A 26,625-nucleotide genomic window follows, 5' to 3' on the forward strand; every position below is an offset into this window, starting at 1 on the left:
AGTTGTTCGTGAAGCCATCGCAGGATCAGCTCCCGGGAGGCACCAGTGTCCAGGAAGAACCGCTCCTTACCTGCCGTTGTCCTGAGCCCAGGCGTATGGCAATTCATCGCTGAGGTGGGTACGGCTACTGACGCAGTCGAGCAATCAGGGCTGCGCTTGCAAGCCGTCTTGGGAATCGCCTTGGTTTCAGTAAGTGGTCGCCGTCTGCGCCAGTCGCTTGAGTTACCACTTGGTCAAGCTTCCAAGAACGACTCACGCTCATCGACGGCTGCCACTCAGCTACTGGTAACTCACATCACGCCAAAGACCGGCCCTGTTTTCCTGCACATCAGATTGCCACATGAGATCGGTGTGGACATCTCATCGACCTGAACACCCACCCTACCCCTGTCCACTTACCCCACCGGGAACCCTTCCCGGCCGGGCAGCGTTCCCCTTCTTTGACTGGAGAACGTCATGTCCGATATCTACCTGGACGTCACCAACAAGATTGTCAGTGCCCTAAGCCAAGGGGTCATCCCCTGGATCAAACCCTGGACCACTTCAGGCTCCAGTGCTGACGCACCTTTCCCCATTAACGCGATCACCCGGCGCCTCTACGCCGGCATCAACATTCCGCTGCTGTGGGCCGAAGCCCGCCTGCGCGGGTACCGCCAAGATCGCTGGCTCACCTACAACCAGGCTCGCAAAGCCGGTGGTCACATACGCAAGGGCGAACAATCGACCCTCGCGGTGCTGTACAAACCCATGAGCAAGGAAGCGCACGACGAAGACGGTCAGGTCGTCCTTGATGAGCAAGGTAACGTCAAGATGGTGCAGTTCGCTCTGCTACGGACCCATTGCCTGTTCAACATCGAGCAGACCGAGGGACTACCCAACGACGAGCAGCACCACGACGACGGTGAAGATCCGGTGATGTTCATCGAATATGCACCTGCGGAGCGACTGTTGGCCGCCAGCGGCGCACGTATCGAACATCGCTACGGGGATGACGCGTTCTATCTACCGATCCGGGATCTCATCCAATTGCCCACCAAGGCCCAGTTCGTGGACGTCGGCAGCTACTACGCAACCGCGTTACACGAACTGACGCACTGGTCGGGTCACCACGCTCGCCTCAACCGAGAAGGCATCACGGGCGGGCACGCGTTTGGCTCTGCAGCCTACGCCTTCGAGGAATTGGTCGCGGAGATGGGTGCAGCATTTCTCTGCGCCCTCACCGGCACGCAGGGCGAGTTGCGCCACGAGGAGTACCTGGCGTCCTGGTTGAAAATTCTCAAGGAAGACAAGCGGGCTATCTTCCGCGCCAGTGGGCTGGCCCGCGAAGCGTCCGAGTACCTCTTGGCGCTGCAGTTGGATCAGTCCCGCGAGACGACTGAACGTCTCACGTCGTGACTTTTCACTTCAAATACAAAGGCCCCTACCGGGGCCTTTGTTTTGCCTGCAACGCCGAGCATCTGTCGCTGCAATTGAGCACGCGATTACTGCACCCAGCTCTCGACGACATCCGAGCCGTGCTCCTGCTTCCACTGCTTGAGGATCTTGTGATTGCCGCCCTTGGTTTCGACGATCTCGCCGCTGTGGGGGTGCTTGTAGCGTTTGACCTCACGCGGCTTGCGCTGAGCGCCGGTGGCGGCGCTGGAGGTGGCTACGCTCACGCCCTTGGACGGGTCCAGAATGGTGATGACCTGGCGCAGGCTCATGCCGTACTCATCCAGCAGAGCCTTGAGCTTTTGTTCAAACTCGATTTCCTGCTTCAGGCCGGAATCGTTTTTCATCGCGTCCAGCTGTTGAAGTTGAGCAGCCAGTTGAGCTTCCAGTGCTTTGAATTCGGCAAGTTTGGACATGTGAAATCTTTCCTAGGGTTGGGGGCATGTGTGGTTATATTACCTGAGGCACAAGTACTAGCCGAGCGTGAATTGGCTCTTCAGCTAACTTTTCATCCTTCAATATGTGCACATATCTATGTGACTAATCAGTCCGGCAAGAACTGGCAAAGGTGGCCCACTAGTTCACGAGGTGCAGCACTGTTGCCGATTTTGAAAAGCATATCGCGCTGACTACGTGGCAGCTGTTTCGCACAGCGCTTGGCTGTTGATCGAATGGCAGCATCGGTCCCATGAATCCGGTCGGCCAGTAGCACGATTAAAATGGCATCGTTCAACGTCATCAGGCTACCTTCCCCCAAATAGTGCCGAACAGTCTACCTCCCGAAAAAAGGACAGGCCATTCCGATATCACAGGTAACCTGATGCGCCAGGCTTCGAATTTTCGCACTCGCGAAAAAGGCCAAGGCGGTAAAGGGTAACGGTGGCAATGGAAGGGGGCACAAGGGTAAGAGGCCTATCCGAAAAAGCAAAAGGACCTCCTAAATGCAAGGCAGGTACCGCGATGAAGCGCTGGTGGTTCAAACATCAAAAAGGCAATGCCGCGGAGCCCACGCTCGCTGCAGCGCCCGAGGGGTTTATCCTCCCGCTCTCCTCTGAATCCCTGCTCGGTGCCGACCACCGCAAAAAGCTGCTGGAGCGCATCTGGCAATACACAGCGCTCTCCGAGCCGCAGTTCAATCAGCTCTACCTCGACCCGATCCGCCGTTACGCCAGCTATGTACAGCAACTCCCTGCCAGCGAAAGCCACCACCATGCCTACCCGGGCGGCATGCTGGACCATGGACTAGAACTGGTGGCCTGCAGCCTGAAGCTGCGCCAGTCGTATCTGCTGCCCAGCGGTGCTGCCCCAGAAGACCAAGCCGCGCAGGCCGACGCCTGGAGCGCAGCGATTGCCTACGGCGCCCTGCTCCACGACATTGGCAAGATTGCCGTCGACCTGCAGGTGGAGTATCAGAATGGTGAGGTCTGGCACCCCTGGCACGGTCCATTGACCCAGCCCTACCGCTTTCGCTACATAGTCGGCCGCGACTACAAGCTTCACGGCGCCGCCACCGGGCTGCTGTACACACAAGTTTTGACATCCCGCCAGCTCGACTGGCTCAGCAGCTATCCAATCCTGTGGGACCACCTACTGTTTCTGCTGACCAACCACTACGAGCATGCCGGTACCATCGGGGAAATAGTGCTGCAAGCTGACCGGGTCTCCACCGCGCAGAATATCGGCGCCAACCCCACCAAGGCCCTGCTGGCCCCCAAAAACTCGTTGCAGCATCACCTGCTCACGGGCCTGCGTCACCTGGTCAAAAACGAGTTCAAATTCAACCAGCCCGGCGCGTCCGGCTGGCTCACCGAAGACCATCTGTGGCTGGTCAGCAAGATCGCCACCGACAAACTGCGCGCCCACCTGTTGGCTCAGGCAGTGGATGGCATCCCCTCCTCCAATATCGCCCTGTTCGATGAGTTGCAGTCCCATGGATTGGTGGATGCAACACCCGAAGGCAAAGCGGTATGGCGCGCGACCGTCGCAGACGATAACTGGCAACAGCGCTTTACCTTTCTTCGTCTGCAGCCAAGTCTTATCTGGGCCGATGACCCTCGGCCAGACTGCTTTAGGGGCAAGGTAGAGCCGATAACAGACGGTTCCCTGCCGACCGGTGAAACCTGCGAGTCTGCTTTGGATCTACCGCAACCAACGCCGGAAGGGAAGCAGCCCGTACCCGAGCACCCGAACCAGGATTTTGACTATCTCGACGATTTGCTGGACATGTTGCAAGTGCCAAGCGAGCTGGATACTGGATCAAGTACGGGAAGCCTTCAATCCGCCGCTGCGGCCCCCCAGGAAGCCGCGGGGCTTGCCTTTCTTGAGTGGCTGCGCGACGGAATCCATACTCATCGCTTGGTGGTCAACGACAGCAAGGCCAAGGTTCACACAGTGAATGGAATGCTCTTCTTAGTCACCCCTGGTATTTTCCAGCTGTACATCACTGAGCATCCGGAGAGCGCCAATGGCCACGGAATGAAAAAAGATTGGCGGAGCATTCAACGCCATTTTGAAAAAATGGGCATCCATCTAAAACTGCCAAATGGGCGAAACATCTGGACCTGCAGTGTCCAAGGTCCGCGCAAAACCAGTTTACTCAACGGCTATCTGATTCGAAACGTCAATATAATTTGTAGCACCCCTCCAGCCAGCAACAAATTCCTCACACTGCATCCAGTGCAAGTTCAGTCAAATGAACACCACCGCCTTAAATAACCGCCGCTGGGTAGTGCGTCACGAAAGGGGCAAATCCATCTCTTCCGTGACGACATGCTAGTTAAGGAATGGCTCAACCGGAACCACCACACCAAACTTCTCCAACTGCATGAACTTCGCACCCAAAATCTCCGCAGGAATTTTCCGCTGCAAAAGCCCAAAGAAATTTTCGTCGTGAGTAGAAATAATAACTTGCTTATCGAACTGGAGGCAGATGCTCCGTAACAGATCGATGGTCGAGAGAATATTGATGGAGTCCATTGATTGAATAGGATCATCAATCATAACGACATCGATCGGATTCCCATGATCATCCTTGGCGTGAAGCGCGCTGGCCAAAAACACACTAAGACTGAGGATATTTGACTGAGCAGCACTGAAATACAGAATTGGCGAAATTAAAATTCCGTTCTCGTCACTCACGACAATATTCAATCCGGGGCTAGAAGACTCAAAATCCGGTTTGAACTCCACCTTTTTGAATGAGGGGTGTGGGTCAATCTTCCTGTAGATAGTATTTATAAGATCTTCGTAAAAGAAATTTTTAATCAATGTCTTCAGTTGCTCGATAACAGACTCCCGCTCTGCACACAGAAGCGCGTCCACCTGATTACGCTGATCTAGCCGCAATTCCAGATCAGCCAACTCACTTTGAAGGGATAAGCGCTTGAGGTAGGGTTTGAAGGAAGTCATCAGTTCCAAAAGCAGCTTGAAACTGTTTTCCGTGGATTCAAGTTGCTCGGAGCGCACGCGACGGGCTTGCAGCTCGCTATTAATCAGCGCTTGGACTTGATCTAAACTTTCCTGCAAGTGAACAACGACGAAGGTAGCAAGACTTTCATAGAACGCGTTAATAGCGGACTGAGCGCGTGCCAACTGCAGATCGACCCCTTCCTTCTGAGATCGAAGTTGAGCAAAATTCACCCATGTGCCATCGGACACCATCTTTTGCTGGAGTGCAGTGCACTGAGCTGCAAGCTCATTAACTTCGGCCTTGGCGCTAGCAAGTTGCGCTTCAGCTTTACTCTTCTCGGATTGGCAGTGCTCAGACAACTGGGCTGAACTGACACCATTATTGACCAGATACTTAGAGACCAATTGGTAAGATGTTTGCGACTTGAGGGTACCGGCTTCAGTTGTAAGCGCCTGCAAATCGGCATCAATTTGTGAAATTCTACGAGTAAGCTGTGAAATTTCTTCAGACAACTCAGCTTGACGATTCACAAATCCGGAGCGCTTGACAGAAAGCTGAGCAATTTCGGCGTGGGCACGGGTTATAAGCTCATCTTGGGTGAGACTCCACACAATTTTATCAAGGATATTGAATCTATCTTCTAAGGCACGCTTCTCCACCTCTAGATCAGACTTGTCTCGATCAATGAGCTCCAGCCTTGCACTCAATTCTTTGATTTTTCCGCGAAGATCAGCCAAATGCTGGCCATGTGCCTCTTCCGCAATTCGCGTGATAGATTTTACTTCTTCCAGCAGATTCTTACGACGTGCTTCGGACTGTGCGAGCAGGTCCGCGTTTTCCTGGCTCAGCCGCGACAGCAACGTCTGAGACCTAACTTTCTCTCTGAGTTTTTCTGCATCGTAGTGGGTTGCGCTACATAGCGGGCAGATATTGGACGGCCATGCACTAAGGTAGTCCAGGCCGGTTGAGATCAAACGTTCGTGCACGCCCATCTGGTCAGCCAAGGCTGTCTGAGTTGCGTGCACAGTTTTGTCATGGAGGTCAATGGATTCCAACTCACCAAAACACTTGGTCAAGCGCTCAATTTTGTCCTGACCTAGATATTTAGCACCTTCAGCTGTAGACAGAATAAAGTTATCAGTAAGTTTGAAACCAGAGATCTGTTTCAGATCGAGTTGAAGGTGCTCCAACTTTGCTGCATCCAGGCGAGCCGCAACTTCTTTTTCAGCCATTTGCTGAGTGATCACGTCAATGCGCGCGCGATTGGATTTTAGCTCAGCATATACCGGTCCAGCATTATCAATAGAGTTCCTTAGAAAGGCAGAGCGATCATCAGCCGCCTTGAGGTCCTGGTTAATATCATCTAAGGATTTTGCTAATCCCGAAAGTTCTGCGGCATGGCCTGGACGGCTCTCTCCCAGTATCAGTTGGCGTTTAGCGATATCATTGAGGCGTGACTCAGACTGGAAGAACCCAACAGAATGATTAATTACACTAGCAATATCCGCGGAACGCTGACTTGCTGCCTGAACATCACTTGAACTTTGTTCATGAGCACTCAGAAGTTCTTCATAGCGATCAGCATCTTTTACGCCATGATCAAGCCGGCCAGAAATCGCCTTTTGGCCAATGATGAATTGGCTGTGGAGTTCAATCTCAGGGAGTTTTATCAGTCTATCTGTAAGAGCTTCAATCGACCGAATATTTGCTTCGCGCTCTACGCTCAATTCATGCTGCCGGGATACAAGATGTGCACTCAACGCATGCTCTGTTTGAGCGGAAAAATTCTCGTCCGCCAACGCGATGTTTTCACCAGCAGCATTGAGTTGTGTGGCCACCGCATTGAAACCATCAAAGATGGAGAGATCAACAGGCTGATTGAGCTCAGCAATAATATCCTCGCGCTGCAAATCCAAAGCCTGAAGCTCAACTCGGTTGTCTTGGATGAGTACCGTTAATTCCTTACGTACTTTCTCAGTCTCCCCACCGAAGCTTTCCATAAACTTCGTGTAGCGTTCTTGCGGCTTCGCCTCTCGAAGAAACCTGTCGATCTCATCTTGGCTCAAGATGACGCGCCGAAAATATTCGTTCTCGCGACCTCTTTCTCCAAAACGTAAGTCACGCCCGTTTGCACGTATTCTCCCAAACTCTCGCGCAAAAGGAAGTGGAAGTGTTGTTGAAACAACCACCCGAGTTTTAATTTCGTCGTCATCGATATATTTGTTTCGGAGGATCTCCTGTCCTTTGCCTGCATCCTTAGTCGCGCGCGCAGCACCCTCATAATTAGCTCTATTGTAGTCTCCACCTAAACGCTCCAAATGATTCGTGACCGCCCATTCGACTGCATCATAAAACGAGCTTTTACCGAATCCATTAGGAGCAAATATCGCCACGAAATTAGAGGGCAGATCATCGGAATTTGTGAAATCAAATGTGCCTTCTGACTTTAGTTTATAAGCGCGAAACGCCTCAATTTCAACTTTTTTAATTTTCATTTTTCTTCAGAGATTCTATGATTTCGTTAATCATTGACGCGCGTTTTTCCTTGGACTCCGTCTTTTGATCTAACGGCGCGCCACGTACGAACTTCTCCAGTGACAGTAACGGCTCCCGGGATTCCGCAACACGGGGATCCAGCGTTAAGTCTGCCCCTAAGAGCTGCTCTTCCAAATGATCAGTCAATTGCTCAAGGGTTGGCCATTTAGAAAGCCCATCGATTATTATTTTCCGAGAAGCATATTTGTTATTCTCGATCTGGTATTTATCCCAAATCGGCACAGTGCCAATCGTCACAAAAGCGATATAGACGTTCCAGGCAGCAAGATTCCCGGGAGGTTGGTGGTGGACCGATACAAGATTTTGGATTACACGCCAGTTTCTCACGATAGCTGACGGCTCATGACACAAGCAGGCAATACACGAAATATAGGATAACGCATCATCAGACCGAAACATATGAAATGCCATGCCATCGAACTCGGCGGCGAGAAAATCGAAATTGCAATCTTTAATTAATAATTTCATCCAGATTCTTCCTGAGCTCCAGCAACTGAATATTCCCTGGAGCCAAATTTCGGTACTCATCCTCTCTTTCGATGACGCAGCTGTTGCGCAACCCCTCAAGATGAGTCAGCTTATAACTAGTATAAATCTCACTCTCAACTTCATCGATAGAAAATGGCTTACCTGGGACGACTGCTATGTTGCCAATAACATTCTTAAGCATGAAATCTTTAGGAACAGGCTTTGCGGCAATATCAGGCGAGGCGACTACGAGGGTGCCATCTTTGTCGAGTAATTTACGAGCTATCTTAAGAATCTCATCCAATCGGCGAAGCCAGTTGGTGGAGTCGGCGGTGTACAACAGACGACGCTTCTTATCAATTCCACTGATGTAGCTATTATCTGCACTTCCAGTACCGTCCATTATTGCGGATATCACAACAAATTCCAGATATGCAACCCACAACTCCCGGGCTTCCAGCACGCTGGATTCTCCTGAATCTAGCAATAACTGGGTATCATAGCGCGTCATGATTTCGTAGGGTGGAGGCATTCCGCCCTTGATCAATGAATCTGCAAAAGCAAGCAATGCAGATTTTAAGTTCTGAACATTAATTGGATCATACACATTAAACGCGAAAATCCGATCTCGCATCCTCGAAAAGCACTCCAGATGTGGAGGAACCATTGGCGCACTAGAATGAAGGGTGAGGAGTTGATTGTAACGAGCGAGCCCATGACACTCGACGCGACCATACTGGTGATCCAGACAAGTGGCCTCCATTTCAAACTCCACGCCCACCAGATACGGACAATCATCATCAATGTGGTAAACGCCCCCCCCAGACATCCCCTGAATGACCTCCTTACTCGGAATTCCCGCCAGTTCCAAGGTTATAAGGTCATTGACCACGCTGGCTGCTTGGCCAGTCCGATGCTTGATTGGTGTTGCACTAGCCCTTTCCGCGTTTGGAAGACCCACAAAAGTAAGATTGGCCATGGGAGGCAAGTTAGCAGCAGTCCAAGATTTTTGAGATAGTCCTGCCTGATGTGCGATTTTTAATATTGCACAATCTAAAGGTTCCTGCTGGCCCACCTTGGGAAAAACCATGACCCCCAGCACTTCAATGGCGTTCTGATTATGATCGGTCACCACGTTTTTAGCGGGTTCCTCAAACACCGTGTGCCTAGCCGTGAGCACGTAGGAAAACTCCAGCGTCATGGCATTCATCAAAACACCGCTTCCGCCGTTAACCATCACGCAGTACGACTGCATAATTTCCGAAACTGTTTTATTAGTATCTAATTTCATCTTCGAGCACTTCTAGACGAGAAGAGTATTCTTCAATCTCATGAGCCAGCAGCAAAGGGGCAACCACATGATGATAATTGAAATACACTTTACCCTGCGTATACTTGATAATTCTGGCCACCGTCCTTTTATTAGGAAGACCATGCCTAGACCCATCAGTAGATACGATGTAAATCGGCGAATACAGCAATCCCAACAAATCACTACTGGTATTGTATTGACTTCCATGATGCGACAGCTTAACAAGATCCAGTTGAATCTTATTGGTTTCGCTGTAGCCACTAGCCCGCAAGCTTTCGCACACTACGCCATCGTGTGCATCACCCAGAAAAAGCATACGCCGGTCATCAGCTTCGAGTATGAATGCTATAGAGCTGCCGTTGCAAACAGAGGTATCAGATTGAAATTTATCGTCTGACCAGATATCTTGAAGCGTTAAATGATAGTCAGTTTCGTGCGCCGATGTCTTTCCAGCATCCACTTCAGGGGGCCATACATGCAACAGTTTTTCAAGCTGTTTCCTGCCAGGCGATAACACCTTGAGTGTGAAGGGGCCCGTTTGATGTGTCTGCCCTTCCATAATAATGGGAGCCCGAGAACAGCCCATCTTATCAAGCAATTCCTCAAGATCTTTCCCTTGCTTGACTGTTGTTTGCGGATCATCGTCAAGCAGCTCAATGTTATTTTCGGGTATTTCAGGCACGTCAAAATGGCGTGTAATCAATCGCGAAGAGTTAAACCAAATGGACTTGACCATATCGCCTAGATAACCTGGCTTCTCAAAGGCTTTGATGAGCCCATTGATATGATCGTCATCAATGTGGGTGAGAATCGCGAGATCGATGCGCTGCCCTTTGGCTTTCAGCTCATCAAGGGAGTTGCATAGCGCTCCGGCATAACGCTGCCGGGGCCCATGCCTGAAGGTGGTAGACGTGCCGCCATCTATCAGCAGATTGAACACCCCGCCAGGCCCCTCATGGCTGACCAGGATGCAGTCTCCATGCCTCGCTTTGAGAACGCGGACAACGATAGCCATCAAAACTCCCTGCCAGGCTGTCAAAATGACAGTAGCATAGGCGGTGCGCGGAAAACTTCCAAGGCTGGACAGATCATTACAAAGTTGCCCCCTCCTCCCCGCGTTTGCTCCAGCGCTAGGGATACGGCTCCGTATGTGAGGCGAATCGGATGGACATGTAGCACTTCCTCGACGCAGTTATCGATCGGTATTTCCGCAGTTAGAAATACTGACCTAATCTCAAAGCCGCGACGTTGCGCATTTAGTGTAACGACTACCGCACACCGATCAGTGGTTTCAATACTTCATCAACGTTGCCAGGGATCACGACACAGCATGGTCAGACCGAACAAAACCATCCAGGTCAGGAACGGCAGCTTCAGCTTGAGCGCGAAATCACCGGCTAGGCCGATGATCGCCACGAAGTACACGGCGATCCCCGGGAAGATCTCGATCAGGGTGAACAGCACACCACTTGATCAACACCACCCAGACCCAGCGACAGAATCCCGAGTACGACTTCGACATGCCCTGCATGCCGAAATGGGCGTTGAATAGTTTCTTCAGGGGTAGAGCGGGCTGGTGCCGCCGTAGACCATACCGATAGTGACGGTCAGCATTGCGAGGCGGGCGGGCTGTCGGCTTGGGTGAGGGTTTCAACTGTTGCGATCTGGCTCACGGGTAGCGTCTCGTTCATCTCGAGTGCGGGTGGGAGCGGAAAAAACGGCGCTAGAATCCGCACACGGCGTAAAGCTAGGGAGAAAGGAAGCGTAAAGAATTCAGCCTTTGTGGAGCCACTCTGGGGCCTCCCATCTTTCCAGATGGCATGACCAGCCCCAGGCGATCAACCTACCCCTGTGGGGTAGCGGCCGGCGCTTCATGGCTGTCGTCAGCCGAGTCCAGACGAAGATCCAGAAGATAGTGGTAAATATGGACAGACGAGCCGTTCACCGGCCGCGTCTCCCGGTAGCCCCTCAAATGAGGATGCTCTTTATCCAGCGTGAGGGTACCCCGACTGTCAAACCCAGCATAAATGGTTTCATTGACCCACCGCTCGTACTCAGAACACAAACACCGGAAGTCGCCGGTCGAGTAGACGACAATGGCAATAGAGGTAACCCCCAACGAGTTGTATCCTGCGACCTTGTTAAGATGGTCTTCGACAGTCTTGCGCTCAAAACGGCGCAGGCGGAAGGCCTCGACAATCGAAATGCAATTCGTGCCTACGTAGATGCCTCCATCAATTTCCCCTACTCCTTTTTTCGAGGCAGAACTGCCCACCCTCGCTTGGTCTTTCACCGTCCAGCTCAAGTAATCCAAACGATGGCCCAGCAGCGAAGTCAACCAGTCATTGATCATGTTTTCCTGGTCTATCGACATTGGTGCGTTACCGTCCGTGGGGCGGTACAAGTTGTTCTTTCGCGTCAGAAGCTCCTGGGCCACTCCGTACAGATTGTTTGCAAGGAAAGCTTCCAAAGTATCGCCCTGCCCTGCCTGACCAAACACCAGGCTTTGCTCGAGCGGTGGCAATGCGCGGATTTCCTGCCACATGACCCTTGCCTGCGTGTGGTTGGGCTTGATGTACAGGTCAATCACATAAGGAGAACGTTTCAAGCGCAAGGCGTTGTTCTTGCTGAGATCCCTTTCCAGCGCTTCGAATGCCTGCTTCTGCTCGGCAGGTAGTTCGATATGCAGCTTTTCGACCTCATGTAAATACGTCAGCGCCTCCTCCACCCGCCCTTGTTCTTGAAGGTACGCACAACGGACATGCGTAAGCTCGCATGACAACAGAAAGCGCTCCGGCACTTCACACCAGAGACAATCAAACTCTTGCCACTGCTTGCATTCCAACAGCAACCCCAGTGCCTCCTCGAAATCCAAGACACCCACGTGCTGCGACTCAACAGCTTGATAGACCTCGCGCCACTGCACATAGCGTTGCCAGCTCTCGCTACCTACCTTGTTCACCCCCTCTCGTTCTGCGAGGGCACGACTCGCCTTGAGCCTTCCTGTCGCATAGGCGATCTGCCGCAGCTCCTTCAGCAGGGCATCGAACAGGTAGAACGCACGCTGGGCATCGACCCTTAGATAACAGTTCGCCTTTAACTGCCGGGCATACCGAGAGACCTCATCACTGACCTCCGTTGTGGCGTCGAGGAACGCGTCTAGCTTGGCAATCCGTTCCTTATCGTTGAGGGCCACGTCGTCGGCAATCGCTTTAAGCGCAATCAACTCGTCCAGCGGCTCAAATGAGACAGAGGAATGGCTGCGCTTACAGGAAGCGCCATACTTCACCAGACGCTGTGCAAGCTTTAACTGGCCGGCGTTGGCCGCCATCACTGCCACACGGGAAATCTCTGGAATCCAGACAATCCTTTCAGCCTCGAAGTCCAGCGTGGCCAACTGCACGAGAATACGCGACTTTCTTGCAGACGATCGCGTCGCCTCATACAGCTCAAGCCACCCGCCAAGGGGCGTTGGCCGCTCCTGCAGTACACCGAGGAACTTCGTGAAGTCATCCTCCGTGAACACGTTGCTTGCCTGGCACACCCGCGCCCAAAGCTGGACCTTGCTGTGACCAACACTATCGTTGAAGACTTCGAATACCCCCGCCAAGCGATCGGCGGCAAATCCAAAATCCTGAATCAAGCACAGCAAGGCATCGAAAACATCTTTCTTGCATTTAAGTTCAGTATCGACGACAAGCCGTAGTAAAAAACGCAAATGAGTCCTTACCGCGCCAAATAGCCCCCTGTGACTTTCTTCAGTGGCCCCAGTGTCATGTGCGAGTAGATCATCAAAGGCATGAATCACTCTCCGACGCAGGCGCTCATTGCAACAGCGCAGCAGCCCACTCCAGTCAAAGCTGTCGAACACGGAACCGTCATCCATGCCGATACAAGCGCTAGTGAAGCGCTGCTTCAGATGCCTCAGGTAGTCCTTTGCCAATACCGTGGCAACCTGTTCGACACCCGCTTTTTTGCGCGCATCGCTACCTGTGTACCCCTCTGACAACACCTCGATGCACCAGAACGAAAACATCCACTCAGCAACTGGTAGCTCGTCATATCCTCCCACCAGTCGCTTGCGCCTGGCCACCAAAAAATCAGCAGCCAGATGGCAATGGTCTTTGAACAGACGCGAGGCCCTGCCGTCTTCAGGTCCACGATACTCCATACGCTCGACTGCCTGCTTCAAGCCCGCCAGCAGCCCCTTGCCCTCGGCATGAGATGCGGTCTCACGCTCCGCCATCCAGGCGAACACCTCGGCGATCGCCAGTACGGTGTCCATGGCCACCTCGGCGTCAATCGGCTCATCGTGGTCGATGGCATAAACCTCCAGGGCCTGGGCGAATACCAGTTGCTGCCACGCCCTGTCGTAGTCGTAACGGTCTGACAATCGCTGAGAGCCACGGTGCAACCACTCATGGATCTGGATTAATCCGATGTGACTGGTCGCCCTGTTGCGCAACAGAAAGCACGCATATCGTGAAGAGTGAATTTTCCTGAACAGTATCTCTGCCAGATGCGGCGCCTGTGTCGAGTGCTGCAACAAAAGGCGCGTGTAAGGAAAACTGTCGCGCCGTGCACCCTCTTCGCATTCATACTTCACGATGCCTGCCACGAGATGATGAGTCGTTTCGTAGTCGTAATAGTTCCTCGCCTCTTTCCACCACTGGAAACAATCAAAAACACGCTCGTTCGGCAGGCGCCGATAACACTCGATCACGTCGTCCAGTTGGGACAACTCCAGTGCTGGGCAATAGGCCTCCTGCACGCTCGCAACGGAGCCGGTAAGCACCTCATCTGAATCCCGCCGTGCAGGTCGCACGATGGCATTCATGCCATTCGCGGACAACGCGATATCCGCTGCGCATTGCTCCCAAGTGTCCTGCAGGGAGTCATCAGCCATCACGTACTGAAATGCACAGGCTAGAAAATCCTCGCGCGCATGTGCGGAGCGGAATTTCAGGTGAAAAACATACGGCCGCCCGCAAGCCAGCACCATTTTTAACCACCATTCCTCGAACGCAACCTCCGGCTTCGCCCTTGAGGCCCTGCTCCCACAGCAGCGTGCCGACCCCGACAAGGTCTTCATCCTCGAAGGAAATCTTGTACCCACCGTGTGACGCAGACAACTTGTGGCATGCTTGCAGGTGGCCCACTTCGGTGACAAAGCACTCATCGACGCGCGCATGCGGCGCCACCCATCCGTCGCCACCGTGTTTGATGTCATAAAGAGAAGCCACTGTCGCAAGCTGTTGCTTCAGCTTTTGCGGCATGTCGTCGGCGACGGGAACCGGCCTGACCACCTCCAGCAGCCCACTTTTGAAGGTCACCACACGCTGCTGCTCAAGTTCGGCCAGCGGCACAGGGTCTTTCAACGGCTGCCAGCCCTCCTCGTCATGCAACCAGGTCGCCTGTCCTTGCAAAAGGCCGAGCACCGTGGCGCGGTTCAGTACGCGAGGATAAACAGTGCCGGCCTCCAGCAACCCAGCGATATAGCCATGCAGGGGTGTGACGACGTCGGGGGCGCCCCGGTTCGGACGTTCGTAAAAGTCGATCTTTTTCTCGAGATCTTGAATGAGACGAGCCGTATCCACCCCATGCTTCCTTACACCACTGAAATAGCCGGTCACGCTACCACTCCAGGGGGCAGGGGCGCATTTGAATTTCGTGCGCGCAGCTAGATGAAGGAATCTTCTTCTGCCCGTAAGTCCCCTGGTCACCGGCTGGGCGCCGAATCGCCAGGGTTAGCGTCTTCCTCGTGCCTTGAGAGGCGTGGCGGGGTTGCATAGCATCGCGGTCCCTTAGGCCGCTATTCCCCACGAGAGAGCCGGCGCTGGCGCAACAAAGACAGTTACTTGTATCACCGCTTAAGGCGGCGGAAGATCGCCAGGGCTCACCGCTCAGCGAGACTGAGCTGCTAGAGTTCCGAGATAAGGCACCGCCTCAGCAGTGCCTTAGCGCCGCCTTTGCGTTTAAAAAAGCGGGGATATGAAGACATCGTGCCAGAAGAGTGCGGCCGGGAAATGACTAGGCGCTGCGTACCATCTCCTGTGGGACGAAAGCTGTCGGTAAGGGCCAAGCATATCTCCCACCTGCGCCGTTTGCGACAAACAGCCCCCGTCCTGACGGGCGTCATGAGGCTCGCATTAAAGCAACACGTCCACCAGAATCCGCAGAAGACCAGAGGAAGCCGAACAAAAAATGGGGGACCAGATGGGGGACCAAAAGCGGCTAAATACAAAAAAGCCCCGAATAATCAGGGCTTTAATGAGAATTGGTGGCGGAAGCGTAGGGATTCGCACCATCTCATCCCCCTCTAAGCTACTCGCCTTCTGCATGAGTGGATGTAGTGCCAGGGATCGTCCGATTCAACATTCATGGACAGTGGGCAGCTGAAAATTCGGTGGGGCAAAAAGTGGGGCAAAATCGCTAACCAAGATAAAGCAGACAGGCATAAAAAAATTCAGTCACCGCTAAGTGACTGGATTTTTTGGAGTTTTTTGGTCGGGACGGAGTGATTCGAACACTCGACCCCTTGCACCCCATGCAAGGAGAGAACGGGCAGGAGGCCACTTACGCTGATCGCCGTCCCCGTATCAATGCGGACAAGGTGGCCTAAAAATTTCCGGCAACACAACATCTAGCGGTAGACGCCCCCCACCAAGCTTCGCGCCGCAGCACTGCCCCCACCGTAATTTGAAGTACCTTTCGACGGTCCCGTGCTAGCACCTGGAGATATCAGGTCGCTCATGAGGGTCCGCTACCGACTCTGAGATATCTTTCGTGGAAAGCAGCCGTCGGCCCAGAGCTGACGCTCAACACTGATAGCCGTCGCAATCACCCGATCATTCTTCCCCGAGGTGTTGGGTCCGCCCCTTGAGTGGGGCATTTTGTTGCCCATTCATCTGCTCGAGCGCACCTCGATGAATTAGGTAGTTTCCAAAGCGTACGGCCCGGAAAAACTGGACTCTATCGGAGAGGTCGCTATGTCTATTGACTCGAATTTTCAAGATCAACCGCAAGTCTCAGATCCATCGATGCCTGGTCCTGATGTAAATAATCCTACCCTGAACCCCGATGACCCTAAGAAGTACGATCCGCTAAGGAAGCCAGGCATGGATAGCCCAGAGGATTGGGAGGACCAAGAACGGTTGCCTCCCGAAGCGGATGAACCGACGCCACTTTCTGATGACCGGCGTTGAGCTGAAAGGCCCGGCTTCGGCCGGGCTGCAATACCACCCTTCTACTCCCTGACATTACAGATGCCTCGCGTATTTCCGGCGTGTAAGTGCGGATAGGCATTAAGTTCCTGTTAAGGATCGCGCCGTAATCTCCTTGATCAGGCAATAAGCCCCAGCGCCCAGTTGATGAGGAGAGATGCGATATGGAAGCTGCACTGGCGAACAAATGGAAATGCCTGGCCCGGACAATCACGTATGTTGGTTGGGCGCTGTTCTGGCTATTGCTGTGGGACGTCGCAGTCACCCTGGATGCGATGCTCGCGGCGGGATATGGGTTTGAGCTGCCGTTGATGCCCCTGTCACTGTTGTGCTCAGCCCTGGTAGTGCTGATCAGTTTTCGTAACTCCAGCGCTTACAACCGATGGTGGGAGGCACGGACATTATGGGGTTCGATGGTCAACAGCTCGAGAAGCTATGGCCGCCAGGTACTGACGCTGATCGACGATGAGCAGCTTGCCAATCCAGTCAAGGCTAGGCTCATTCAGCGTCACGTGGCCTACCTCCAGGCCTTGCGAATGCATCTGCAAGGAAAACGGGACATCTCTGCTTTAACGCCGCTGCTGTCCAACCACGACCTGCAGTTGCTCACCACAGCAAGCAATTTGCCAAACGACATCCTCAGCGGCTCTGCAGAAATCATCGCTAGGGAGTTTCAGGAGGGCCGCCTCGACAGCATCCGCCTAGCCCGCCTTGAGTCCACGTTGGTCGATATTTCGAACTGGCAAGGCGGAATGGAGCGGATTGCCAATACGCCGCTTCCCTACCCTTACACCTACTTCCCCAGGATATTCAGCACCCTCTTTTGCGTGATCATGCCGCTCAGCCTGGTGCCCTCTTTGGGCTGGTTCACACCGGTCGTCTCCACGGTGGTAGGTTGCATGTTGCTGGCCATGGAGCGAATCGGCACCGACTTGCAAGCACCATTCGGGCGTAGCCAACACAGCATTCGTACCGATGACCTCTGCCGAAATATCGAAAAGAATCTTCAGTCGATGTTTAACTCTCGGGAGCGTGGGGCCTTGTCATTGACGCCAAGCCTGGCCACCGAAAGGCACCGTTCTGCCTCGTGAGGCACGGCCAACGGCTTGACAGTTTGCAAGCTCGCTCAAGATAGTAACCAGAGACTGCGGCTAGCCACATAAGCAGCCGGACTAGGAGGACAACACCATGGCTGATCAGATAGCCCGACTGGACGCTGAGCTCGTCTCTCTGGATCAGATTGCTGCTGAATTGGAGCGCCAGGTGGGACCTAGCCCTGTAACGCGCCCCCTGGTCATCGCATGGTTGAGCGAATGGTTGAAGGTGGCGGGCGAATCGAAACCCGGTTTACCTCATCTGCCTCACTCTCTCAAAGCGGCTTATGCCGCCTGGACGCATCAAGCCGTGGATCGCTGAACGGAAACTGCAACCCACGGTTTCCAGCGATGTTTTAAGCAATCCGTTGTTTCGGCTGGTGACGCTCAGCAGCGAGGCACCTTGCACGGCCAACCCCCCAGGCCAAGGCACGCGTCATCGACTCTCCTGGCCGCGTGTCGAAGGCTTCTTCGTGCAGTGGCATACCGGTGCCGGCATACACGCCTATGAACATTTGCGTGTCACCTGTGCGCGAAAGGCGCACTTGGACATCCATCGTAGTGCCGTCATCCAAGCTCTCATAGTGCGTCCTGTGATGTAGCGCCGGGTCTGCCCATTTCCAGAAAATGTCACCGCGAATCCGCATGCCGCCCTCCTACGACTTTAGTCTTATATATGGGGTTTCTGAACCTTAGCGCAGCGGAGCAGAAGAGACAGCCCCGCCGAGCGGATTATGGATAGATACTGTGATGGGATGTGACGTGGGAGGCATTCCAAATGCGTCAACGGAATTCAGGATGTCCCAGGATTCTAAAGACCCTTTGAAGATTGCTTCTCAGCGCTGATCTGCACCAGCGGCCCATGGTCATGAATGCACAGTGAGATTGAAGGCGAGCCCGATCCAGCACGACTTGCCGTCCGCGCTTCCTCATCACAACTCTCCAGCCAGTGCCCGGATCCGCGATAGCAACCTTGTCGCTCGGAAGCTGAAACTCCCTCACTCCCACTTGACTGTGCACTGAGATGTGCCGAGAGCGAAGTGCTTCAAAGGCACAACGCAGTAAATGTCGTATGACACTTAGATCATTTACTGAGCCTGCGTCCTTTTCGATGGCCAGGCAGGCCGCAGCGAGCACCTCAGCCACCAACTGCTCGGCTTGATCCATGTTTTGATTTGGCATGTCGTCCTCGACCTGACCGACAAAAAAATACCTTGCATGGCTGGCATCAGCATAGCGAGGGTCCCACGCCCGCAATCAGCGGGGAGGTTGGCTTCCCGGAACTTCCAGGCATGCTACGCCCCTGATTCAGGGTCGCTCGCCGGAACTCCAGGGGAACGCTGGCTTTCCTTGTCATTGCCCAGACCGGGGTTGATACGCGGATCATCAGGTATGGGAGCCCCTTCCTTTAGTTGATTATCCCGGCGCACATCCCGCCTACTACTCGCACCGCTAGGGTTTGGGTGTTCACTGGATACTGAGTTGTTTGCATCCACATCATCCATCTCTTCTTCTACAGGGGACTCATCCTCAGGCGGCAACGGGACCTCAACCTCTTCTGTCCCGCGACGCTGCGATGTTTCATCACCGTGTTTATCGCCGATCACCTGCTGCGATACCTTACCGGGAGCATTTTCATCAATGACCATGTCCTTTCTCCGTTCAGAGGCAGATGGTACCTGCACCTAAACTTGGAAAGCGGGCGATGCTTGAGAGTGCCTGCAGCTAGACGAGTGGCGTGGCAGCCTGTCGAAGCCGGACCTTCGGTTGAACGCCTTTCCTCAGAAAGGGGCGTCGGTTCATCCACTTCGACAGGTAAGCGCTCTTGATCCTCCCAATGCCCTCGATCGCGATCGGCCTGACCGTGACAGCCGGCCTTTCTGCATCAGAACCTTCCGTCGCTCTGCGGGCACCCTTCGGTAAACAGCAGGCCGAACACAGGGTGAACAACCAGAGAGGGAGTTTCACCATGAAAGCAGAGAAACCGTGCGCGTTGCTGCTCGCAATGTGCTTGGGTTGCGCGGCGCCATTTGCCCTGGCTGCCACAGACCTGAACGATCAGCGCGCCCCGGGCACGCAACCTCACAGCAATGGGTCCATGAACGGCCAAGGCGATGCGACAGGCTCTGGAATACCAGCAGATGGAATGGGCACGGGTAATGGCGGTACCCATGACAATGGAACGGACAACACGGGCGGTGACGGCACCGATACTGACTCGGGCTCCGGTGATAATGGGGGGGATGGTAGCGGTGCAGGACCGGCGAGTGGTAGTGGTGGCTCAACCGGTAGTGGATCAGGTTCAGGATCGGGCAGCTAGGTGGAATGGCCAAATGGCGGAGGATCTCCCGCTCATGGCCCAGCGTTTCAGTTTCGCCATTGATCAAGCAACACACTCAGGAGTGGATGCCATGCCACGCGGTGACAAGGACAAATATACGGACAAGCAGAAACGCAAGGCCGAGCACATCGAGCAATCGTACGAGGACAAGGGCGTGGGCAAGGACGAAGCCGAAGCGCGCGCCTGGGCCACCGTGAACAAGCAATCCGGTGGTGGTGAAAAGCCGGGAGGCTCGGGGAGGAGGACTGCGTCACGCGAGAAGAAGACCGCACGCACGGATTCAGCCAAACGCGCCGCCGAGTCTCGTCAAGGGCACTCACGCACTTCGCGCGCGTCGCTGGAATCACAAAGCAAGCAAAGCCTTATGAAGGAGGCGCGCAGCAAAGACATCAAGGGGCGCTCGAGCATGAACAAGGCCCAGTTGGTCGAAGCCCTGCAAAAACAGGGGTAATCGGAGAAGGTCGGCGCAGCGTGAGGCTCACTCGCCTCACACTCAACGCCATTGCGTCAGCAGCATGCCCCGAATACCGCAGACCGGGTCTTGTTCAGGGCACAGCACCTGGGCGATGCGCGCGAGATTGCGCGGGTGTGCTGCTCTGTCGGGCCGCTGAATGTCGTAGTCTTCCTGCCCAAGAGGATAGGCGCCGACCACCAGGAAGTTATCGCTGCACTCGATGCAGCGATGGCCCGTACCTGCTGGCAGCACCAGCACATCTCCCCGCTCCACGCTCACGCTTTGCCCGTATTCACCGCCAAGCGTCAAACGGGCCCGTCCACAGGCAATCCCGAGTGCCTCGTGAGCGTTTGGATGAAAGTGGTGATAGTCGAAAATCCCTGAGCGCCAGAGCGGGGTCCATTGGTGAGCCGCAAACATCACCTCGAATGCGCTGGCATTGTCCTCCGACGGGTCAAGTTTCAACCGATAAAGCAGTACGGGAAAACGGCTGTTCGGCGTCGCGCCGTCGTCTTAGAAATACAAGGTCTGCACGCTGGCATCTTGTGTATTCATGAGCGTCATGATGCGCACCCTGAGGGGTTATCGGTGCAACTTCGAACCCGTCGGCGGTTGCCTGGTTCCAGCCGGCAGACGGGTGCACATACCGTTGAAACTTTCCCGGCACGTGCCAAGTCCAGAAGCCTATCGATAACAGAACGGGAGCAGGCAATGACCGGCACGGTAGGCGACTTTCTGGTAGAGCGTTTGTATCAATGGGGCGTACGGCGCATCTTCGGTTACCCTGGCGACGGCATCAATGGTGTATTCGGCGCGCTGAGCCGGGCCAAAGGCAAGATAGAGTTCATCCAGGCCCGCCATGAGGAGATGGCCGCCTTCATGGCCAGCGCCCATGCCAAGTTCACAGGCGAGCTCGGTGTGTGCATGGCCACCTCCGGCCCGGGCGCCTCGCACTTGCTTACCGGCCTGTACGATGCACGCATGGACCACCAGCCGGTGCTGGCCATCGTCGGTCAGCAGGCCCGTGCGGCACTGGGTGGGCACTACCAGCAGGAACTGGACCTGCTGTCGATGTTCAAGGACGTCGCCGGTGCGTTCGTCCAGCAGGCATCGACGCCGGAGCAGGTACGCCATCTGCTCGACCGTGCGGTGCGCACCGCCGTCGGCGAACGCCGCGTCACCGCCATCATCCTGCCCAACGACTTGCAGGACCTACCCTACAACGAACCACCCAGGGCCCACGGTACGGTGCATTCCGGCATGGGCTTCAGCAAGCCCAGGGTGCTGCCCTTCGAGGAGGACTTGCAGCGCGCGGCCGAACTACTGAACGCCGGTCGCAAGGTGGCGATACTGGTGGGTGCCGGCGCGCTGCAGGCGACAGAGCAGGTCATTGCAATTGCCGAAACACTTGGCGCCGGGGTGGCCAAAGCGCTGCTGGGTAAGGCGGTGCTGCCGGACGACCTCCCATGGGTCACTGGATCGATCGGCCTGCTCGGCACCGAGCCCAGTTATCAGCTGATGAGCGAATGCGACACCCTGCTGATGATCGGCTCCGGCTTTCCCTATTCCGAGTTTCTACCCAAGGAAGGCCAGGCACGAGGCGTGCAGATCGACCTGCAACCCGACATGCTAAGCCTGCGCTACCCGATGGAGGTCAACCTCGTCGGCGACGCCAGCGAAACATTGCACGCACTGTTGCCGTTACTTGACCACAAGACCGACCGACGCTGGCGCGACAAGGTAGAAACCTGGCGTGCACAGTGGGACAAGACCGTGGCCAAGCGCGCCCTGGTCAAGGCCGACCCGATCAACCCGCAACGCGTGGTCCATGAGCTTTCCCCTCGCCTGCCCGACCACGCCATCATCACCAGCGACTCCGGCTCCTGTGCCAACTGGTTTGCCCGCGACCTGCAGATTCGCCAGGGGATGCAGTGCTCGCTGTCCGGCGGCCTGGCCTGCATGGGCGCCGCCGTGCCCTATGCGATTGCAGCCAAATTCGCCCACCCGCAACGGGCTGTAGTTGCTTTGGTGGGCGATGGGGCGATGCAGATGAACAACCTCGCCGAACTGATCACCGTGGCCAAATACTGGCAGCAGTGGGACAACCCGCAATGGATCTGTGCCGTGTTCAACAATGAAGACCTCAACCAAGTAACCTGGGAGCAACGGGTCATGGAGGGCGACCCCAAGTTCGAAGCTTCGCAGTCGATCCCTGACGTGCCCTACCATCTGTTTGCCATTTCCATTGGCCTGCAAGGTATCTACGTAGATCGCGAAGAGGACGTTGCCGCTGCGTGGGAGCGTGCGCTGGCTGCCGATCGGCCAGTACTGATCGAGTTCAAGACCGACCCGAACGTGCCGCCCTTGCCACCCCACATCAAGTTGGAACAGGCAAAGAAGTTTGCCAGCAGCTTGCTCAAGGGCGACCCCGACCAGGCGGGCATCATTATGCAAACAGCCAAGCAGGTGCTCGGCTCGGTGCTGCCTGGCAAGAAGTGACAGGCACCTCGGCGAGCCGGCTGAACGTTTGATCAGCCGGCCCGGTCGCAAAAACAGAGACGCAGCAGACTGCGCAAACCCTGACCGTGAGGACCTACCATGAGCGCGATCGCCTACAACGGGGCTGCACAGCACCCCATCTGCCTGACCCTCAATGGTCAGCCCCGAACCCTGCAAGTGCATCCCTGGGTCACCTTGCTTGACCTGCTGCGTGAGCAACTGGACCTGGTCGGCACCAAGAAAGGTTGCGACCATGGCCAGTGCGGCGCGTGCACGTTGCTGCGCGATGGCAAGCGCATCAATGCCTGCCTGACCTTGGCTATCATGTGCGACGGGGCCGACCTGCTGACCATCGAAGGGCTGGCCAGCGGCGACGTTTTGCACCCCATGCAGCGCGCCTTCATCACCCACGATGCGTTCCAGTGCGGCTACTGCACCCCGGGGCAGATCTGCTCTGCGGTGGGGCTGGTTCACGAGGGACGTGCCGACACCCGCGAGGCCATTCGCGAGCAGATGAGCGGCAATCTTTGCCGCTGTGGCGCCTACGGCAACATCGTCGCAGCAGTGGAAGAAGCCCTGCCGTTGATGACCGACGGGGCCCAGCCGCAACGAGGGCCGAACCCATGACGCCCTTCAGCTACCACAAGCCCGCCTCGGTCAGCGAAGCGGTGAACCTAGCTGACGCCTGCTCGCACTTCATCGCCGGGGGCACCAACCTGATCGACCTTATGAAGGAAAACGTGGTGCGCCCAGAGCGCCTGATCGACATCTCCGGCCTTGGGCTGGACGGTATTCACTCCACCCCCGGCGGCGGCGTATTGATCGGTGCACGGGTGAGCAATGCCGACCTGGCCTGGCACTCGATGATCGAGCAGCATTATCCACTGCTGTCAGACGCGATCCTGGCTGGGGCACCGCCGCAGTTGAGGAACATGGCCAGTACCGGTGGCAACTTGTTGCAACGTACCCGCTGCTACTATTTCTACGACACCGGCACCCCGTGCAACAAGCGCGAACCGGGAAGCGGATGCCCTGCGCGTGCAGGCATGAACCGCATCCATGCCATTCTCGGTGCCAGCGACGCCTGTGTCGCGATCCATCCCTCGGACATGTGCGTGGCATTGGCAGCGCTTGAAGCCGTGGTCCACGTACAGGGGCCGTCCGGCGAACGGCAGATACCTTTCGCGGATTTCCATCGACTGCCCGGGGACACCCCCGAGCGCGACAATCAACTGGCATTCAATGAGCTGGTAACAGGCATCGAACTGCCGCCCCCGCTGTTCGAACACTATTACCGTTATCTGAAAATACGCGACCGCGCCTCCTACGCGTTCGCGCTGGTGTCAGTCGCTGCAGCCTTGAACTTCGATGGCGATGTGATCCAGCAGGCGCGCCTGGCACTGGGCGGCGTAGCCCACAAGCCGTGGCGGGATTCGGTTGTGGAGTGCATGCTGGCCGGCCAGGTGCCTTCTGAAGCGCTCTTCACCCGCGCTGCACAAACGATGCTGCAAGGTGCACAACCCCTGAGCCACAACGGCTTCAAGGTAACGCTCGCTCAGCGAGCAATCGTGCGGGCATTGGATGACGCGGCGCGCGGTGCCGCCAACGGGAGGCTACGACCATGATCAACAGCACACCAGTAGTCGGCACGCCCCTGGACCGCGTGGACGGTGTGACGAAAGTCACCGGACAGGCCCGCTATGCGGGCGAATATCCCCAGGCGGGCCTGCTACACGGCAGCGTCGTGTCCAGTACCATTGCCCGCGGTCGGGTACTCGACATCGACAGTACGCAGGCCATGTGCGTGCCCGGGGTCATCGCCGTGCTCGACCATGGCCATCGTCCGCCTATATCCAGTTATGACGACGACTACAGCGATGCCGACTCTGCCGAGGGGGCGCCTTTTCGGCCCTTGTTCAATGATCGCGTGCTCTACAGCGGCCAACCGTTGGCGCTGGTGATCGCCGAAACCCTCGAACTGGCCCGCTATGCAGGCTCGCTGATCAAAATCAAATATGCCGAGAAGGCTCACCAGACAGACCTGGGCGCATGCCAACAATCGCATGCCGCACCCGCCGAAACACCGGCGCCGCGTGGCGACTTCGCCGGGCAGTTTGCCGAGGCGCCGGTACAGGTGGATGCCACGTATCTGACGGCCAACGAACACCACAACCCGATGGAGCCCCATGCGTCGACCGTTCACTACAAGCCCGACGGCACCCTGGAAATCCACGACAAGACCCAAGGCACGCAGAACTGCCAGGACTACCTGCACAAGGTGTTCGGCCTGCCCAAGGCAAACATTCGTGTGCGGGCGGCATTCGTCGGCGGCGCCTTCGGCTCGGGCTTGCGCCCGCAGTACCAGTTGCCGCTGGCAGTGCTGGCGGCGTTGCACCTCAAGCGCTCGGTGCGCGTGACCCTGACCCGCCAGCAGATGTTCACCTTTGGTTACCGACCCCGCACCGAGCAACGTTTGCGCCTGGGTGCAGACACAAACGGGCGCTTGCTGGCGATCGCTCACGATGCGCTTGGCCAGACCTCCCGCTTCGAGGACTTCACCGAGCAGCTGGTGGAATGGAGCGGCATGCTTTACCAGTGCGACAACGTGGCGCTCAGTTATCGCCTGGCCTCGCTCGATGTCTACACCCCGCTGGACATGCGGGCGCCTGGGGCCGCGTCCGGGATGATTGCACTGGAATGCGCGATGGATGAGCTCGCCTGTGCAGCGCAGATCGACCCGGTAGACCTGCGCCGCCGCAATTTCACCGACAACAATGCCAACGAGGGCAAGCCTTACTCCAGCAAGGAGTTACTGGCGTGCTATCAGCAAGGTGCCGAACGCTTTGGCTGGCAGGGCCGCAATCCGCAACCGCGCAGCATGCGCAGTGGCAAACGGTTGATCGGCTGGGGGATGGCTGGCGGCGTCTGGGAAGCCATGCAGATGAAGGCCAGCGCCAAAGCGCGCATCGATAGCCAAGGTAAACTCACCGTCAGCAGTGCCACCACCGATATCGGAACCGGCACTTATACGGTCATGACTCAGATCGCCGCCGACGCAGCTGGCGTCAAGGTGCAGGATGTCACCTTCATGCTGGGTGACTCCTCACTGCCCACCGCCCCGCTTCAGGGCGGATCGTTCACGGTGTCGTCGGTGGGCTCGGCCGTGCGCCAAGCCTGCCATGTCCTGCGCACCCGGGTGCTGGAACATGCGCGCAAAATGTACCCCCAGGTGGCCAACACACCCCGGCAGCAGATTTCTTTCATCGATGGCTACCTGCACGCGGGCAGCCATCGCTGGGCCTTGGCGGACATCGTGGCGATCGCCCCCGACGGTAAGTTCGACGTGCAGATCGACGCAGAGCCCGGCGCCAGGCGCCAGCCGTTCTCCACCGCCACCCATTCGGCGGTATTCGTGGAAGTCCACGTCGACGAGGACCTTGGCACGATCGATGTAACTCGGGTGGTCAGCGCTGTGGCGGCAGGACGTGTGATCAACCCGAAAACCGCACGCAGCCAGATCCTGGGGGGCGTAGTTTGGGGGGTGGGCATGGCCCTGCACGAAGCAGCGTTGACCGACCATCGGCTAGGCCGCATCGTCAATCACAATCTTGCGGAGTACCACATCCCGGTCAATGCAGACTGCGGGGATATCGAAGTGATCTTCGTTGAGGAGCACGACGACATTGTCAATGAACTGGGCTCCAAGGGGGTGGGTGAAATCGGCGTCGTCGGGGTGGCCGCTGCGGTGGCCAACGCGGTCTACCATGCCACGGGCAAGCGTGTAAGGGATTTTCCGATCACGCTCGACAAAGTGCTCTGATCGGGCGGGGGCCAAGTC

The 26,625-nt window shown here is 55.9% G+C and carries 20 protein-coding genes, 1 tRNA gene and 1 pseudogene; 9 read left to right on the forward strand and 13 right to left on the reverse strand.

The window, feature by feature from the left end; translation table 11 throughout:
- Positions 1 to 456: 456 nt before the first annotated feature.
- The gene (locus tag E8E78_RS15995) at positions 457 to 1,395 is read left to right on the forward strand and encodes a zincin-like metallopeptidase domain-containing protein (protein ID WP_179027775.1); all 939 of its coding nucleotides are present in this window, start codon (positions 457 to 459) and stop codon (positions 1,393 to 1,395) included.
- Between the two features lie 86 nt (positions 1,396 to 1,481).
- Here E8E78_RS15995 and E8E78_RS16000 read toward each other — a convergent pair whose 3' ends face one another.
- Complete coding sequence (locus E8E78_RS16000) at positions 1,482 to 1,847, reverse strand: histone-like nucleoid-structuring protein, MvaT/MvaU family (protein ID WP_063425438.1); 366 nt, start codon at positions 1,845 to 1,847, stop codon at positions 1,482 to 1,484.
- A gap of 128 nt (positions 1,848 to 1,975) precedes the next feature.
- Positions 1,976 to 2,170: a hypothetical protein gene (locus E8E78_RS16005; protein ID WP_081238047.1), complete on the reverse strand. Its 195-nt coding sequence runs from the start codon at positions 2,168 to 2,170 to the stop codon at positions 1,976 to 1,978.
- Between the two features lie 221 nt (positions 2,171 to 2,391).
- Between E8E78_RS16005 and mobH the strand changes: the two genes are divergently transcribed.
- Positions 2,392 to 4,146, forward strand: coding sequence for a MobH family relaxase (mobH, locus tag E8E78_RS16010; RefSeq protein ID WP_179027776.1), 1,755 nt, complete (start codon positions 2,392 to 2,394; stop codon positions 4,144 to 4,146).
- A 57-nt stretch (positions 4,147 to 4,203) separates the two neighbouring features.
- Here mobH and E8E78_RS16015 read toward each other — a convergent pair whose 3' ends face one another.
- The 8 genes from E8E78_RS16015 to E8E78_RS16050 all read right to left on the reverse strand — a co-directional run bounded on the left by E8E78_RS16015 (position 4,204) and on the right by E8E78_RS16050 (position 15,772).
- Entirely contained in the window at positions 4,204 to 7,335 is a 3,132-nt protein-coding gene (locus E8E78_RS16015; protein ID WP_179027777.1) for an AAA family ATPase, read from the reverse strand.
- On the reverse strand, positions 7,325 to 7,864 hold the full coding sequence (locus E8E78_RS16020; protein WP_063425432.1) for a hypothetical protein: 540 nt from the start codon (positions 7,862 to 7,864) through the stop codon (positions 7,325 to 7,327). The genes E8E78_RS16015 and E8E78_RS16020 overlap by 11 nt, the downstream gene beginning before the upstream one ends.
- Positions 7,848 to 9,155: an ABC-three component system protein gene (locus E8E78_RS16025; protein ID WP_232876971.1), complete on the reverse strand. Its 1,308-nt coding sequence runs from the start codon at positions 9,153 to 9,155 to the stop codon at positions 7,848 to 7,850. The genes E8E78_RS16020 and E8E78_RS16025 overlap by 17 nt, the downstream gene beginning before the upstream one ends.
- Positions 9,139 to 10,191, reverse strand: coding sequence for an MBL fold metallo-hydrolase (locus E8E78_RS16030; RefSeq protein WP_063425428.1), 1,053 nt, complete (start codon positions 10,189 to 10,191; stop codon positions 9,139 to 9,141). Before E8E78_RS16030 ends, E8E78_RS16025 begins: the two co-directional genes overlap by 17 nt.
- Before the next feature lie 287 nt (positions 10,192 to 10,478).
- Entirely contained in the window at positions 10,479 to 10,640 is a 162-nt protein-coding gene (locus E8E78_RS16035) for a hypothetical protein (RefSeq protein WP_155737851.1), read from the reverse strand.
- 379 nt (positions 10,641 to 11,019) lie between these two features.
- Positions 11,020 to 14,178, reverse strand: a complete 3,159-nt coding sequence (locus E8E78_RS16040; protein ID WP_280311660.1) for a hypothetical protein — start codon at positions 14,176 to 14,178, stop codon at positions 11,020 to 11,022.
- Positions 14,075 to 14,809 (reverse strand): hypothetical protein, encoded by a 735-nt coding sequence (locus tag E8E78_RS16045; RefSeq protein WP_280311661.1) that lies wholly within the window; start codon positions 14,807 to 14,809, stop codon positions 14,075 to 14,077. The genes E8E78_RS16040 and E8E78_RS16045 overlap by 104 nt, the downstream gene beginning before the upstream one ends.
- 871 nt (positions 14,810 to 15,680) lie before the next feature.
- A tRNA-OTHER gene (locus E8E78_RS16050) sits at positions 15,681 to 15,772 on the reverse strand.
- Positions 15,773 to 16,563: 791 nt separating this feature from the next.
- On the opposite strand from E8E78_RS16050, the gene E8E78_RS16055 reads away from it, so the two are divergent.
- Positions 16,564 to 17,490, forward strand: a complete 927-nt coding sequence (locus E8E78_RS16055) for a bestrophin family ion channel (protein ID WP_063425424.1) — start codon at positions 16,564 to 16,566, stop codon at positions 17,488 to 17,490.
- A 97-nt stretch (positions 17,491 to 17,587) separates the two neighbouring features.
- Complete coding sequence (locus E8E78_RS16060; RefSeq protein ID WP_060494607.1) at positions 17,588 to 17,815, forward strand: hypothetical protein; 228 nt, start codon at positions 17,588 to 17,590, stop codon at positions 17,813 to 17,815.
- A gap of 34 nt (positions 17,816 to 17,849) precedes the next feature.
- Here E8E78_RS16060 and E8E78_RS16065 read toward each other — a convergent pair whose 3' ends face one another.
- Both E8E78_RS16065 and E8E78_RS16070 read right to left on the reverse strand, forming a co-directional pair.
- Positions 17,850 to 18,140 carry a hypothetical protein gene (locus E8E78_RS16065; protein ID WP_060494606.1) on the reverse strand — a complete coding sequence of 97 codons (291 nt, stop codon included), beginning with the start codon at positions 18,138 to 18,140 and terminating at the stop codon, positions 17,850 to 17,852.
- Positions 18,141 to 18,788: 648 nt separating this feature from the next.
- Complete coding sequence (locus tag E8E78_RS16070) at positions 18,789 to 19,142, reverse strand: hypothetical protein (protein WP_081238043.1); 354 nt, start codon at positions 19,140 to 19,142, stop codon at positions 18,789 to 18,791.
- A gap of 762 nt (positions 19,143 to 19,904) precedes the next feature.
- On the opposite strand from E8E78_RS16070, the gene E8E78_RS16075 reads away from it, so the two are divergent.
- A complete protein-coding gene (locus E8E78_RS16075) occupies positions 19,905 to 20,285 on the forward strand; it encodes a hypothetical protein (protein ID WP_060494608.1) in 381 nt (126 codons plus the stop codon).
- Between the two features lie 42 nt (positions 20,286 to 20,327).
- Here E8E78_RS16075 and E8E78_RS16080 read toward each other — a convergent pair.
- Positions 20,328 to 20,852, reverse strand: a pseudogene (locus E8E78_RS16080) (cupin).
- Between the two features lie 147 nt (positions 20,853 to 20,999).
- Between E8E78_RS16080 and E8E78_RS16085 the strand changes: the two are divergent.
- The 4 genes from E8E78_RS16085 to E8E78_RS16100 all read left to right on the forward strand — a co-directional run bounded on the left by E8E78_RS16085 (position 21,000) and on the right by E8E78_RS16100 (position 26,607).
- Complete coding sequence (locus E8E78_RS16085) at positions 21,000 to 22,787, forward strand: thiamine pyrophosphate-requiring protein (protein ID WP_060494605.1); 1,788 nt, start codon at positions 21,000 to 21,002, stop codon at positions 22,785 to 22,787.
- A gap of 99 nt (positions 22,788 to 22,886) precedes the next feature.
- Positions 22,887 to 23,414 carry a (2Fe-2S)-binding protein gene (locus tag E8E78_RS16090; protein WP_060494604.1) on the forward strand — a complete coding sequence of 176 codons (528 nt, stop codon included), beginning with the start codon at positions 22,887 to 22,889 and terminating at the stop codon, positions 23,412 to 23,414.
- Complete coding sequence (locus tag E8E78_RS16095; RefSeq protein ID WP_179027780.1) at positions 23,411 to 24,412, forward strand: xanthine dehydrogenase family protein subunit M; 1,002 nt, start codon at positions 23,411 to 23,413, stop codon at positions 24,410 to 24,412. Before E8E78_RS16090 ends, E8E78_RS16095 begins: the two co-directional genes overlap by 4 nt.
- Positions 24,409 to 26,607, forward strand: coding sequence for a xanthine dehydrogenase family protein molybdopterin-binding subunit (locus E8E78_RS16100; RefSeq protein WP_060494602.1), 2,199 nt, complete (start codon positions 24,409 to 24,411; stop codon positions 26,605 to 26,607). Before E8E78_RS16095 ends, E8E78_RS16100 begins: the two co-directional genes overlap by 4 nt.
- The last annotated feature ends 18 nt before the right edge of the window (positions 26,608 to 26,625 follow it).

It is taken from the genome of Pseudomonas sp. BN505 (genome assembly GCF_029873175.1).
GTDB classification, from domain to species: domain Bacteria; phylum Pseudomonadota; class Gammaproteobacteria; order Pseudomonadales; family Pseudomonadaceae; genus Aquipseudomonas; species Aquipseudomonas putida.